14 protein-coding genes are annotated in these 12,225 nt (G+C 32.8%); all 14 read left to right on the top strand.

All coding sequences use genetic code 11. The features are described 5' to 3' along the window. Positions 1-4 precede the first annotated feature (4 nt). The 14 genes from fliG (at position 5) to CLMAG_RS05780 (ending at position 12,171) form a co-directional block, all read left to right on the top strand. Positions 5-1,021, top strand: a complete 1,017-nt coding sequence (gene fliG / locus CLMAG_RS05715; RefSeq protein WP_066619152.1) for a flagellar motor switch protein FliG — start codon at positions 5-7, stop codon at positions 1,019-1,021. Next, positions 1,005-1,775: a FliH/SctL family protein gene (locus CLMAG_RS05720; RefSeq protein ID WP_066619156.1), complete on the top strand. Its 771-nt coding sequence runs from the start codon at positions 1,005-1,007 to the stop codon at positions 1,773-1,775. Before fliG ends, CLMAG_RS05720 begins: the two co-directional genes overlap by 17 nt. 203 nt (positions 1,776-1,978) lie before the next feature. Then, positions 1,979-3,286, top strand: coding sequence for a flagellar protein export ATPase FliI (gene fliI / locus CLMAG_RS05725; protein WP_066619159.1), 1,308 nt, complete (start codon positions 1,979-1,981; stop codon positions 3,284-3,286). Between the two features lie 18 nt (positions 3,287-3,304). Further along, complete coding sequence (gene fliJ, locus CLMAG_RS05730; RefSeq protein ID WP_066619162.1) at positions 3,305-3,742, top strand: flagellar export protein FliJ; 438 nt, start codon at positions 3,305-3,307, stop codon at positions 3,740-3,742. Between the two features lie 25 nt (positions 3,743-3,767). Then, positions 3,768-5,123: a flagellar hook-length control protein FliK gene (locus tag CLMAG_RS05735; protein ID WP_066619169.1), complete on the top strand. Its 1,356-nt coding sequence runs from the start codon at positions 3,768-3,770 to the stop codon at positions 5,121-5,123. A gap of 76 nt (positions 5,124-5,199) precedes the next feature. Then, positions 5,200-5,901: a flagellar hook assembly protein FlgD gene (locus tag CLMAG_RS05740; RefSeq protein WP_066619172.1), complete on the top strand. Its 702-nt coding sequence runs from the start codon at positions 5,200-5,202 to the stop codon at positions 5,899-5,901. A 20-nt stretch (positions 5,902-5,921) separates the two neighbouring features. After that, a complete protein-coding gene (locus CLMAG_RS05745) occupies positions 5,922-6,311 on the top strand; it encodes a TIGR02530 family flagellar biosynthesis protein (protein ID WP_066619175.1) in 390 nt (129 codons plus the stop codon). A 188-nt stretch (positions 6,312-6,499) separates the two neighbouring features. Beyond that, positions 6,500-7,510 (top strand): flagellar hook-basal body complex protein, encoded by a 1,011-nt coding sequence (locus CLMAG_RS05750; protein ID WP_066619178.1) that lies wholly within the window; start codon positions 6,500-6,502, stop codon positions 7,508-7,510. 140 nt (positions 7,511-7,650) lie between these two features. Further along, entirely contained in the window at positions 7,651-7,839 is a 189-nt protein-coding gene (locus CLMAG_RS05755; RefSeq protein ID WP_066619182.1) for a flagellar FlbD family protein, read from the top strand. A gap of 357 nt (positions 7,840-8,196) precedes the next feature. After that, entirely contained in the window at positions 8,197-8,730 is a 534-nt protein-coding gene (locus CLMAG_RS05760; protein ID WP_066619185.1) for a flagellar basal body-associated FliL family protein, read from the top strand. Positions 8,731-8,758: 28 nt separating this feature from the next. Continuing rightward, positions 8,759-9,160 carry a flagellar biosynthetic protein FliO gene (locus CLMAG_RS05765; RefSeq protein ID WP_066619187.1) on the top strand — a complete coding sequence of 134 codons (402 nt, stop codon included), beginning with the start codon at positions 8,759-8,761 and terminating at the stop codon, positions 9,158-9,160. A gap of 47 nt (positions 9,161-9,207) precedes the next feature. Then, complete coding sequence (gene fliP, locus CLMAG_RS05770; RefSeq protein WP_423231064.1) at positions 9,208-9,939, top strand: flagellar type III secretion system pore protein FliP; 732 nt, start codon at positions 9,208-9,210, stop codon at positions 9,937-9,939. Between the two features lie 13 nt (positions 9,940-9,952). Next, positions 9,953-10,222: a flagellar biosynthesis protein FliQ gene (fliQ, locus tag CLMAG_RS05775; protein ID WP_066619191.1), complete on the top strand. Its 270-nt coding sequence runs from the start codon at positions 9,953-9,955 to the stop codon at positions 10,220-10,222. Positions 10,223-10,344: 122 nt separating this feature from the next. Then, positions 10,345-12,171, top strand: coding sequence for a fused FliR family export protein/FlhB family type III secretion system protein (locus tag CLMAG_RS05780; protein WP_066619211.1), 1,827 nt, complete (start codon positions 10,345-10,347; stop codon positions 12,169-12,171). Positions 12,172-12,225 lie beyond the last annotated feature (54 nt).

Raw genomic sequence — 12,225 nt, forward strand, 5'->3', positions numbered from 1 at the left:
AAAGTTGGCTAAGGAGAATGTAAAACTAACAGGAGTACAAAAAGCAGCTATATTGTTTATAACGCTTGGCCCAGAAGCTTCTGCAGGTATAATAAAAAAACTGCCAGAGTCAGAGATACAAAAAATAACTTATGAAATAGCCAATATTTCAGCAGTAAAATCCGATCAAAAACAAGAAATATTACAGGAATTTATGGAGATGAATAAGGCTAAAGACTATTTAACAGAAGGTGGAATTGATTATGCCAAAAACCTTCTAGCAAAAGCCTTAGGCAATCAAAGAGCTATGGAAATATTAGATAAGGTTACAGAGGCTACACAGCAGTTTAGACCTTTTGCTATAGCTAGAAAGGCGGATGCTCAACAGCTTTTAAATATTATTAACAATGAGCATCCTCAGACCATCGCACTAATATTATGTTATCTTCAACCAGACAAAGCAGGACAGATATTATCCTCACTTCCTGAAGATACTCAATCAGAAGTAGCTTACAGAATAGCAACTATGAGTAACACATCACCTATGGTGGTAAAGGAAATTGAAAAGGTTCTTGATGATAAGTTATCTTCAGTAGTTAAATCTGATATGAAGGTAATTGGTGGAGTGTCAACTATTGTCGAAATTCTAAACCAGGTAGATAGAACTACAGAAAAGAATATTACAGAAGGACTAGAGAAGGAAGACGCAGAATTAGCAGAAAAAGTAAAAGAGTCTATGTTTGTATTTGAGGACATTATTACTCTTGATGATGTTTCTATACAGAGAGTTCTTAGAGAAGTTGAAACTAAGGAACTTGCACTTGCACTTAAAGGATGTTCAGAAGAAGTTGCAAATTCTATTTTCAGAAACCAATCGAAGAGAGCTGCTGCAGCATTAAAGGAAGATATAGAATTCCTAGGACCAGTAAGACTTATGGATGTGGAAAAGTCTCAGCAGAGAATTGTAAGCGTAATAAGAAGATTAGACGAAGCTGGAGAAATCGTAATTTCAAGAGGTGGAGAAGATGCAATCATCGTATAATATTATCAAAAATTCCAGCGTAGTAAAAGAGGGTAATAAGCAAATAGTAACTGAGTTTGAACAAATTAAAGAAGATAAGCAAAAGGAACTACAAAAAGAAATAAATGCAAAGAGTTTTATAGACAGCTATGAAAATTTAGCAAAAACTATGATTGAAGATGCTAGAAAGCAAAGGGAACAAATTCTATCCTCAGCTTATTCAGAGGCAGAAAGGCTTTCCAAGGAAGCTTATGAAAGAGCTTATCAAGAAGGTAATCAAAATGGGTATAATGATGGATTTAATAAGGCCTATGAAGAAGGGTATAAAATTAATCTAGATAAAGCACTTCAAGAGGGACAAATTATAAGAAATAATGCAGACAGTGTCTTAAGAAGTGCCGTAGAGGAAAAAGAAAGATACCTTAAAGAAAAAGAAAATGAGATAAAAGATTTAATAATAAATTGCGTAGAGAGTATCTTAAAAAAAGAAGTTAAAGAAAAAGATGGATTAAACAATATAATCTTTGAGGCATTATCAAAAGTAAAGAATACCAACACTTTTATAATTAAAAGTAACCCAGTACACTGTGAAGAATTTAAAGGTAAGATTGAGCTTTGGAAAGAACAACTTCCATTTAGAGGCGATATATTTATAATACCAGATGAATCTATGGAAGAAGGAAGTGCAGTCATAGAGAGAGAAAATGGTAAAATTCAAGTGGGAGCTAATATTGCCCTGGAAAAGGTTCGGGAGATTTTTAATAGTGTAGAGTAAATGTTTAAAGTTTAGAATTAAGAGTGAAGAGTTAGAGAGGATTTTTCTCCCTTTGGTCGAAAAATCTTTAAATTTAAATATGCGATGTTCACCGCAGGTGAAGGCGTTCTAAAATAAATTGTTTTTCCGACATAAGGAGGAAAAACTGCCTTAACTTTCAACTCATAATTCTTAACTTTTAACTAAATCTAGAGGTGTAATTAATGATAAACCTAAATTTCAACTTATTAAACAAAAAAATAAGTGAAACCACCTTCACTTATTCCGAGGGAATAGTAAAAAAAGTTATAGGTCTTACCGTAGAAGTTGAAGGAATTAAGTCCTTCGTTGGCGAAGTATGTACAATATACAATGAAAAAAATCATCCGATTACTTGTGAAGTAGTAGGGTTTAGAGAAGACAATGTTATACTTATGCCTCTTGGAGAACTTATAGGTATTGCTCCAGGCTGTAGAGTAGTACCGGAAGGTAAGCCTTTAAGTGTTAAATGTTCAGAAGATTTATTTGGAAAGGTACTTGATGGTCTTGGAAACCCTCTAGATGGAGAAGAACTCCTTGGGGGGACCTTATATCCACTTGATACGGAACCTCCAGATCCAATGAAGAGAAGAAGAATTACAGATGTTATACCTACAGGAGTTCGTGCAATTGATGGATTTATAACCTGCGGAGAAGGACAAAGAATTGGTATTTTTGCAGGTAGTGGGGTTGGGAAGAGTACAACCCTAGGAATGATTGCGAGATACGCAGAAGCTGATGTAAATGTAATAGCTCTTATAGGAGAAAGAGGTAGAGAGGTTAGAGATTTTCTTGAAAAAGATCTAGGTGAAGAAGGTCTTAAGAAATCTATAATTGTCTGTGCAACCTCAGATAAGCCTGCATTGGTAAGACTTAAAGGAGCTTTTACAGCTACAGCTATTGCAGAATATTTTAGAGACAAAGGCAAAAAAGTAATATTAATGATGGATTCTGTTACTAGATTTGCTATGGCACAAAGAGAAATAGGACTAGCGATTGGGGAACCGCCAGCTACAAAAGGGTACACTCCATCTGTTTTTGCAAAGTTACCTAGACTTATGGAACGTGCTGGTATGTCAAGTACAGGTTCTATTACAGCTTTTTACACAGTTTTGGTTGATGGTGATGATTTTAATGAACCAATTGCTGATGCGGTTAGAGGTATACTAGATGGACATATTGTTTTATCCCGTGGATTGGCAGCTAAAAATCATTATCCTGCAATAGATGTGCTGAGTAGTATAAGCAGACTTATGTCTGAGATAGCAGATGACAATCATAAACAAGCTGCATCCTTTGCAAGAGATCTCATGGCTACCTATAAAAATTCAGAGGACTTGATAAATATAGGAGCCTATGTGAAAGGCAGTAATAAAAAGATAGATCTTTCAATACAATACAACGATGAAATAACAGCTTATTTAAAGCAAGGAATGAAGGAACATTCAGGTTTTGGGGAAAGTGTTAAAAAACTTCAGAGTATATTTATTTAAAAATTGGGGGGAAAGATTATGGAGTACTATCAGTTTAGGCTGCAAAAGCTTTTGGATATTAGAGCCGATAAAGAAGAAGAAAGTAAAAGGAATTTTAAAGAGGCTCAAAGTGAAAGGTTAAAAGTAGAAGAAAAGCTCAATAATCTTAAGGAGAATTATACAAAATATAGAGAAATGTCAGGGGAAGAATCAGTTATAGAGCGCAAAATTAAACATGTCTATTTAAATGCAATAAACTACAACATAGCTGAAACTTCAAAAGAGTTAAAAATTAAAGAAAGAGTTTTAGAGGAAAAGAGAGAAGATCTTAAACTAAAGCAAATTGATAGAAAAACCGTTGAATCTTTAAAAGAAAAACAAAAGGCAGAATTTATTAAAGAGCAGGAGTTAATAGAACAAAAAATGAATGATGAATTTGCATTGTATGCTTTTATTAGACAACAAAATAGTTTATAGATAATCTTGAAAGGAGGTGAAATTAATGAAAATAGATATCCTAAATTTTAACAATTCAATGAATAATATAACAAAAACTAATGTTAAATCCACAAGCAGTAACAATTCTTTTGATAGCTTATTCGCAAAAGCTACCTACTCAAATGGCGTTAAAAATGATGCTAAGGAATTGGCACAAGTATCACAAAAAACTTCAAGATATGATAATAACTACAAAGAAAATTATGCTGTAAAAAACAATAATGTAAGGGAAGGTGATAGTACAAAGCCAGTACCAAAGGAAGTAAAGGATGCATTAAAAGAGTCTGGAATGTCTAATGAAGAAGTAGATGAAATAAATTCATTAGAAGATTTAAAAGATAAGGTAGAGCCAGACAAGCTTTTAACTATTCTTTTATCACTTATGAATGGGAATTCTTTTAGCCTTGATTTATCAAATATAAAGGATAGAATAAAGGCTATCATAGATGCTGATCCTAGCAAATATGCCAATATAACTGATGAGACAGCATTTAAGAATAAACTTATTGATGGATTATTTGCAGCTATAAATGGAAAAGATTCTGAGATTCAGTCATCAGATAAGGCAAATGCTTCTAATAATACTGATATAAAGTCTCTAATAAGTGATGATATACTTTCAAAGGTACAGTCAGAATTAAGTGCTGCATTAAAGGAATTAAAAACAAATAAAGAAGTTACAAGCAACCTTACATCAATGGCTACAAATTTCAATGGTAAAAGTGCAGAAATATTGATAAAAGCAGTTAGTGATGGAGATGCTTCTGATAACTCTTCCCTGCTAAACAGCAGTGACTCAAAAGGAGAGGACGGATTTTTGAAAAATCTGTTATCAGATAATAACGATAAAATATCAAGAGTGACAAATTTTATGTCTCAATTCAATAATATGAAAGTAGACAATAATGCTGTTAGCGACCTACAAAAAATAGTTATAAATAAAAATACCATTGGCACTGATATGATAAAAGCTCTAAAATATATGCAGACAAATGATATGAAGGACTTAATTGTAAAGATAAATCCAAAAGAACTAGGTGAAGTAGTTATAAAAATAACTATGGAATCAGGTGCAATGAAAGCAAGTATTAATGCTGCTAATAAGGAGGCATATAATTTGCTTAACTCAAATTTAGCAGATATAACAAGCAAACTTCAAAATACTGATATAAAGATTCAAGATATTTCCCTAAGCCTTTACAATGAAGATACTACTTTCTTTAAGGATGGTTCTGATCAAAACAGAAGTGGAAGAGAGCAAAACGGAAAGAAAGCGCAGGCTATAGGAGCAATAGGTGAAGAGGATATTGTAATAGATAATCAGATTGAAGCAGATAGCAATGTAAATATTTTGGCTTAGATTTCCCAGTAAGTTGAAAGTAGATAGTCGAGAATTGAAAGTTAGACTTAATAAATAGAAGTTGGAGGTGAGAAATTTGGCAACAACAGTAAGCAGTACAGATACTCAGAGTTTGTTAGAGAAGATTAATCAAGCTAACGCAACTAAGACAAGCCGAGGTACTAGAATAGTAAAGACTGGAGAGGATATGGATAAGAATGCCTTCCTAAAAATATTATCAGCAGAGCTTTCTAATCAAGATCCTCAAAATGCAAAGGATGGTACCGAATTTGTTGCTCAAATGGCACAGTTTGCAGGCCTTGAACAGATGGCAAATCTAAATAGTAGTATTAGGCTAACAGGAGCAAATTCACTTATAGGAAAAGAAGTAACTCTTAGAAAATATGACCAAAGTGGAAACTTATACAGTGGACAAGTAAAAAATGTAGTTAAAAGTGGCGATGAAATAAAAATTAATGTTGCAGTTGGAAAAGAAAAAGATGCAAATGGAAACATAGTAGATAAGTATGAAGAGTTCAGTCTTAATGATGTAACTCAAATTAAAGAGACCTCTAGTGCACTAAATTCTGCAAGTAATTCTAATAATTTATTAAATGCTGCAGCTATAATAGGAAAAACTGTAGAAATAGATGAAAAAGACAGCAATGATAAAAATTACACTGGTGTATTAAAGGGAATATTACGATATACTGAAGGGATAAAAGTAAATGTTCAAATAGGTGAAGGCCAAACTAAAGAATTCTCATTCGATGAAGTTATAAGGATAACAGAAAGTTAATCCTAGAAAGAAGTGATTGCATGGGATATAGAGTTATTAATGGCAAACTTCATCTAATTGAAGATTTTAAGTCCTATCATAAGACCACAAATACAGAAACTAAAAACATAGAAAATTCTTTTAAGGATGTTTTAGGGAAAAAAATTAATAAGCAAGAAAGCTTTGTTATCTCAAATCATGCAGCAGAAAGACTTAGACAAAGGAATATAAGCTTTAATGAAGCTGATATGAAAAATATAAATGAAGGAATAAACAAAGCAGAGGAAAAGGGTTGTCAGCAATCTGTAATTCTATATAAAGATACAGCGCTTGTAACTTCAATAAAAAATAGAACTATAATTACTGCACTAGACAAGGACAATAGTAAGGGAAATGTTTTTACTAATATAGATAGTGTTATTATGTTATAAACAGCAGGACTTGTGGAGTTAAGAGTTTAGAATTTAGAATTGAGCGTTAGTGAAGTTTTTTCTGCGAAAAAACAAAAAAATAAAACTCTTAATTCTTAACTAAATCAGGGGGCTGTGCTTTGTGGAACGAATGAAACAAAGCTAGATAAAATATATAAATTAAAAAACAAAAATCGGAGGTAAAAATAATGTTACCATCAATGTTTTCAGGAATTAGTGGATTAAAGGCCAATCAAAAAAAGCTTGATGTAGTTGGAAATAATATCGCAAACTCAAGTACAACAGCATTTAAATCTCAAAGAATAAGATTTCAGGATATGGTAAGCCAAAATGTTTCTGAAGCTTTAGGACCAGGACAGAATACTGGTGGTGTTAACGGCAGACAGGTTGGTTTAGGAGTTCAAATAGCAGGAATTGATACCAATACAGCTGTAGGAAATATGCAGCCTACAAGTAGAAGTTTAGACGCGGCTATAGACGGATCAGGGTATTTTATTGTAGCTAAAGGTAAATTAGACACAGATTCGGCTACAACTAGATTAGAGGTAGATGAAACGGAACATACCTTAGTAAGGGGTGCAGTGCTAAGCACATCTTTTACTAGAGATGGTTCTTTTACATTAGACAGTCAAGGAAATTTATTAACTTCTGATGGTTATAGAGTTTTAGGATACACCGTTGGTAACGCAGCGATAACCTATTCCAGTGACCCAAATGTTCAGGGTAGTGTAGCTTTCCAGGATGCTAATAACAGTGATGAATTAATTGCTGATCAGACTGGATTAGTTCCACTTGTTATACCTGATTCTATAGAAGGAAATAGAGTTCAATCTTTCTCTATAGAAAAGGATGGATTACTAAAGGCTGTGTTAGCTGATGGCTCTGTTGCTGCTTTAGGTCAAGTAGCTATGGCATCCTTTAAAAATGATGCTGGTCTTAAAAAATTAGGAAAAAACCTATATCAAAACTCAGCAAACTCAGGGGAGCCAGTGTTAAGAAGTGGAATAGGCGCAGAGACCGATGTTGACAACAGCAAGGGGTATGGTGATATGCTTCAAGGAATGCTTGAAATGTCAAATGTAGATCTAGCTGAACAGTTTACAGACATGATAATAGCTAGTAGAGCTTTCCAAGCGAATGGAAAGATAATAAGTACTGGGGACGAAATACTTCAGGATCTTGTTAACTTGAAGAGATAGTATTCAGCTGATTAAATTTTAATTATTACTGGTATTCATAGAAGGCTTCTTTCAGTGTTATTAACAGTTTAAGTTGCTTCTATGGATGCCTATAACTAAGTCAGAGTCTAAAAAATAATAAGTGAAAATAGGAGATAATTATGATTAAACTTGTTGGATTAGATAGTAAAGAGTATATTCTTAATGCAGATCATATTGAGAAGGTAGAAGAAATTCCTGAAAGCGTGATTACACTTACTAATGGTAAAAAATATCTTGTGAAAGAATCCAATGATGAAATAGTTAAAAAAGTAATAGAGTATAAGCGAAAGATTTATGCTGGCCCATAAGATATTATTGTTATGGGTTTGAGGTGTGCAATTACTCTCAAAAATCAGTGCATCATGGCAATAAAGTCTACTAATAATGGGATATATAAGTGTAAATTTCTTCTGCTGAAACAATGTAGAAATTTTATTGTATGTAATTAACTTGAAAGATTATTTGTGTTATGATGACCAGTAAATTGCACCTATGAAGGCAGTAGAGAATTAGTTATAATAATTCTACAGAACAGCAATTATAAGACTTGTTAATAGATTTTAAAGGAACGTTAAATTAACCTTATGGTAATATGCTTCATATTTTATATGGAATGCAGCTTAGAACTAGTTTAAAGTATGGTATATGAAAAGGAGATTAGTGGCATGGAGAATAAAAAGGAGAAAAAAGGCGGCGGCAAGTTAAAAATAATTATAATAGCAGTTGTTACTATTCTTGTAGTTGGTGCAGGTGGATATTTTGGCTATACTATGTTTTTAAAAGACAAAGGATCAACAGCTAAAACTGCGGCACATACGACTCAACAGGTTGTAATACAGCAGGGTCAGCAGCAAGCAGGGGCAACTGGGCAGCAGGTATCTTTTGTGCAGCCAGTAATTTCAGCCAAGACTTTTGGCCTTGATGAGTTTTTAATAAACCTAGCAGATGAAGATGGCAAAAGATATTTAAAGGTAAAAATCTTTCTAGGATATGATGAAAAAAAATTAGCTACAGAATTAGAAGAGAAAAAACCAATACTAAGAGATGCTATAATAAGCGTTATAAGAACTAAGAAGGCAGCTGATATAACTCCTAAAGGAGTAGAGACTATTAAAATTGAAATTATTCAAAGAATAAATCCACTACTTGAAAAAGGACAATTAAATAACGTTTATATAAATGATATTTTAGTGCAGTAAAATTCTAAAATATGAATGGAGGTATTAAATGGATTTACAATTTTTATGGATGCTTTTTAAAATAATAATATTTTTACCTTTTATACTTCTGCTCATATATATATCTATAAAGTACGGTGGAAACAAACTTCAAGACATTCAAAATGGAAGATATATAAAAATTCTTGAGAGAGCTGCTATTTCAAAGGAGAATGCTCTTTTAGTAGTCAAGATAGGTGAAAAAGGATATGTTATGTCTTCTGTTACTGGTAAGCTTGAAATAGTTTCTGAATTAGAGAAGGAAGAAATCTCAAAAATAGAGTCAGCAAGAGTTATTCCACAGTATGAGAGTTTGAAAGATTTTTATGAAAAATCAGGATTTAAAAATTTTTGTGATAAAACTAATTTAACCACTGTATATGAAAAACTAAAGATTAAAAAAGGAAGGTAGAGATGGATAAAAAAAATAGCAAAATTATTGTAACTGCGTTAGCTTTAATGTTTGTATCTATAATATTTGTTACTACTAAGGTTCATGCGGCACCAGAGACTTTGCCTATACCTAAGATTAACATTTCCGTAGATAATGCAAACACTCCACAGCAATATGTAGGAAACTTAAAGCTACTAGTAATGCTTACAATTTTAACGTTGTTACCTTCTTTTATTATGATGATGACAAGCTTTGTAAGAATTATAGTAGTTTTTGGTTTCTTAAGGACTGCACTAGGAACACAGCAGTCACCACCAAATCAGGTTTTAATTGGACTAGCCTTGTTTTTAACTATATTTATTATGCAGCCAGTTTATAGTCAGGTGAATACTAATGCTATACAGCCTTTTATGGAGAATAGGATAACTCAGGATCAGGCAATTGAACAAGGGGCAAAGCCACTAAGGGATTTTATGCTTAAGCAGACAAGAAAAAAGGATTTTGACTTATTTATAAATGTTGCAAAGCTAGACTATAAGGCAACTAAGGATAATGCTCCATTACATGTAGTAGTGCCAGCATATATGATAAGTGAGTTAAAAACATCCTTTCAAATAGGATTCTTAATATATATTCCATTTATGATAATAGATCTAGTGGTAGGAAGCGTGCTTATGTCAATGGGTATGATGATGCTACCACCGGTAATGATATCTCTGCCCTTTAAGTTATTGTTGTTTGTAATGGTAGATGGTTGGTATTTGTTAGTGAAGTCTTTAATTATGAGTTTCACATGATGAGGTGAGTTAAATGAGCGAAAATTTAGTTATAGGAATTATAAGAGATGCACTTCAGACTGGAATCCTAGTATCAGCGCCACTACTAGGGGTATCCCTAGTAGTAGGATTAATCATCAGTGTGTTTCAGGCTACAACACAAATACAGGAGCAGACATTAACCTTCGTGCCAAAGCTTATAGCAGCAGCCGTTATTGGGCTCTTAACAGGGACCTGGATGCTCCACCAGCTTGTAAGCTTTACTGAAAGGATATTTACTTATATAGCGCACATTACGCAGTAAAATCCAGGTTGACGATTGAGAAATTGACAATTGACAATTTAGGATGCTTTTTTATATAACAAAAGGAGTTTGTTGTAATTGTCTATTGTCAAAAATCTATTGTTAATGTGGGGTGATAAATATTGATTGACACTTTATACTTTACAGCATTAATTTTAATTACAATTAGAATGTTTTGTTTTTTTCTAGTAGTTCCCGTATTTTTCCCAAACGGGACTCCAAACACCGTTAAAACCGGTTTAACTTTAGTTATGGCTTATATATTAGTACCTGGAATAGATTATTCAGGTATTAATACCATAAATAATAATATGTCTTTTATAATCAACTGTATGAATGAAGCAGTGGCAGGGCTTACCTTAGGATTTATAGTAAATTTATGTTTTATGTCAGTGAGAGTAGCTGGAAATCTTATGGATTTTCAAATGGGATTTTCAATGATGACAATGTTTGATCCAAATTCAAGCAGTAATACTACTTTAATGGAACGATTATTATATTGGTTTAGTATGGTAGTGTTTTTTATTGTAGATGGACATCATATGCTGATAAAGGCATTGATGGAAAGCTTTAGTGTAATAAAACTTGGAAACTTTTTTTTATCCCAAGATTCAATAAATGTAATTATAAGAGTTTTTATTGAATACTTTGGCATAGGGTTGAAAATAGCAATACCTATCGTATTGATAATTTTTATAACAGATTTAACTTTGGGACTTATTGGAAGAACAGTTCCTAATTTAAACTTAATGATACTTAGTCTTCCCATAAAAATACTTGTAGGACTTGCAGCCTTCTCTTTTGCACTTCCTATATTTTTAAGAGTTATAGAAAATTCTTTCTATGGCATACCAGATGCTATAAAAGGTTTTTACAAAACTATACCTTTACTTGTAATATTTGCCTCTGACGATAAAACTGAAGAAGCTACTCCTAAAAAGAAGAGTGATGCAAGGAAAAAAGGTCAGATACCTAAAAGTAAGGATGTAGCCTTAGCACTAACACTATTATCATCGACTATTGTTCTAGCATCTTTAGGGGGATTTGTTGGAAACGAACTAAAAACTACAATGATCACATTTTTAAATAATTATTTGACTATGGCATTAGATTATGATAGTGTGCAGAAGATTTCAGTTATAGTTATATGGAGACTGGCAGTAATCTTCTTGCCGATAGTGGTTCCAATAATGCTTATGGGAGTACTTGCAAACTTTTTGCAGACTGGTGCACTTATCACTGGAGAACCATTAAAGCCAGATTTAAAAAAGCTTAATCCTATAAGTGGATTGAAAAGAATGTTTTCTATGAGGTCCTTAGTGCAGCTTGTAAAAGATTCAGCAATAGTATCCATAGTTGGTTTTATAGGGTACAAGTTTATTAAAGATAATTATACCTATATACTTACACTAGGAGATTTAAATGCTGCAGGAGTAATAGCAGCTGTTGGAAAACTTACAGTAAGTATATTTTTTAAAATAACCATCGTAATGGTGGTAATAGCATTAGCTGATTATATTTATCAAAGATATCAATTTAACAAGGATTTGAGAATGACCAAGCAGGAAATAAAGGAAGAATATAAACAAAGCGAAGGGGATCCTCAAATTAAAGGTAAGATAAAGCAGAAGCAAAGAGAAATGGCTATGAGAAGAATGATGCAGGAGGTTCCTAAGGCAACTGTTGTTGTAACAAACCCAACACATATTTCAGTAGCGCTTAGGTATGAAGAAGGACAAAATGCTCCAATGGTTGTAGCAAAGGGTGCAGATAGTGTTGCTCTAAAGATTAAGGAACTTGCAAAGGAAAATGATGTACCTATTATTGAAAATAAGCCACTTGCACGACTTATGTATAAGGAGCTAGAAATAGATCAGGAAGTTCCAGTTGAAATGTATCAAGCAGTAGCAGAGATACTTGCATTAGTTTATAAGCTTAAGAAAAAGTAGTAACAAAAACGGGGTGATATCTTGGAAAGTAGTAAGAGCAAATTCAGTATAAAA

The sequence above is a fragment of the Clostridium magnum DSM 2767 genome (assembly GCF_001623875.1).
In the GTDB taxonomy this organism is placed as follows: Bacteria; Bacillota; Clostridia; order Clostridiales; family Clostridiaceae; genus Clostridium_AM; species Clostridium_AM magnum.

What these genes read in the sequence shown, in the direction of transcription:
- CLMAG_RS05735 (WP_066619169.1), top strand. Translation starts at nt 3,768, where the DNA reads ATGAAAATAGATATCCTAAATTTTAACAATTCAATGAATAATATAACA.
- CLMAG_RS05745 (WP_066619175.1), top strand. Translation starts at nt 5,922, where the DNA reads ATGGGATATAGAGTTATTAATGGCAAACTTCATCTAATTGAAGATTTT.
- CLMAG_RS05750 (WP_066619178.1), top strand. Translation starts at nt 6,500, where the DNA reads ATGTTACCATCAATGTTTTCAGGAATTAGTGGATTAAAGGCCAATCAA.
- fliI (WP_066619159.1), top strand. Translation starts at nt 1,979, where the DNA reads ATGATAAACCTAAATTTCAACTTATTAAACAAAAAAATAAGTGAAACC.
- fliJ (WP_066619162.1), top strand. Translation starts at nt 3,305, where the DNA reads ATGGAGTACTATCAGTTTAGGCTGCAAAAGCTTTTGGATATTAGAGCC.
- CLMAG_RS05765 (WP_066619187.1), top strand. Translation starts at nt 8,759, where the DNA reads ATGGATTTACAATTTTTATGGATGCTTTTTAAAATAATAATATTTTTA.
- CLMAG_RS05760 (WP_066619185.1), top strand. Translation starts at nt 8,197, where the DNA reads ATGGAGAATAAAAAGGAGAAAAAAGGCGGCGGCAAGTTAAAAATAATT.
- CLMAG_RS05720 (WP_066619156.1), top strand. Translation starts at nt 1,005, where the DNA reads ATGCAATCATCGTATAATATTATCAAAAATTCCAGCGTAGTAAAAGAG.
- CLMAG_RS05755 (WP_066619182.1), top strand. Translation starts at nt 7,651, where the DNA reads ATGATTAAACTTGTTGGATTAGATAGTAAAGAGTATATTCTTAATGCA.
- fliP (WP_423231064.1), top strand. Translation starts at nt 9,208, where the DNA reads ATGTTTGTATCTATAATATTTGTTACTACTAAGGTTCATGCGGCACCA.
- fliQ (WP_066619191.1), top strand. Translation starts at nt 9,953, where the DNA reads ATGAGCGAAAATTTAGTTATAGGAATTATAAGAGATGCACTTCAGACT.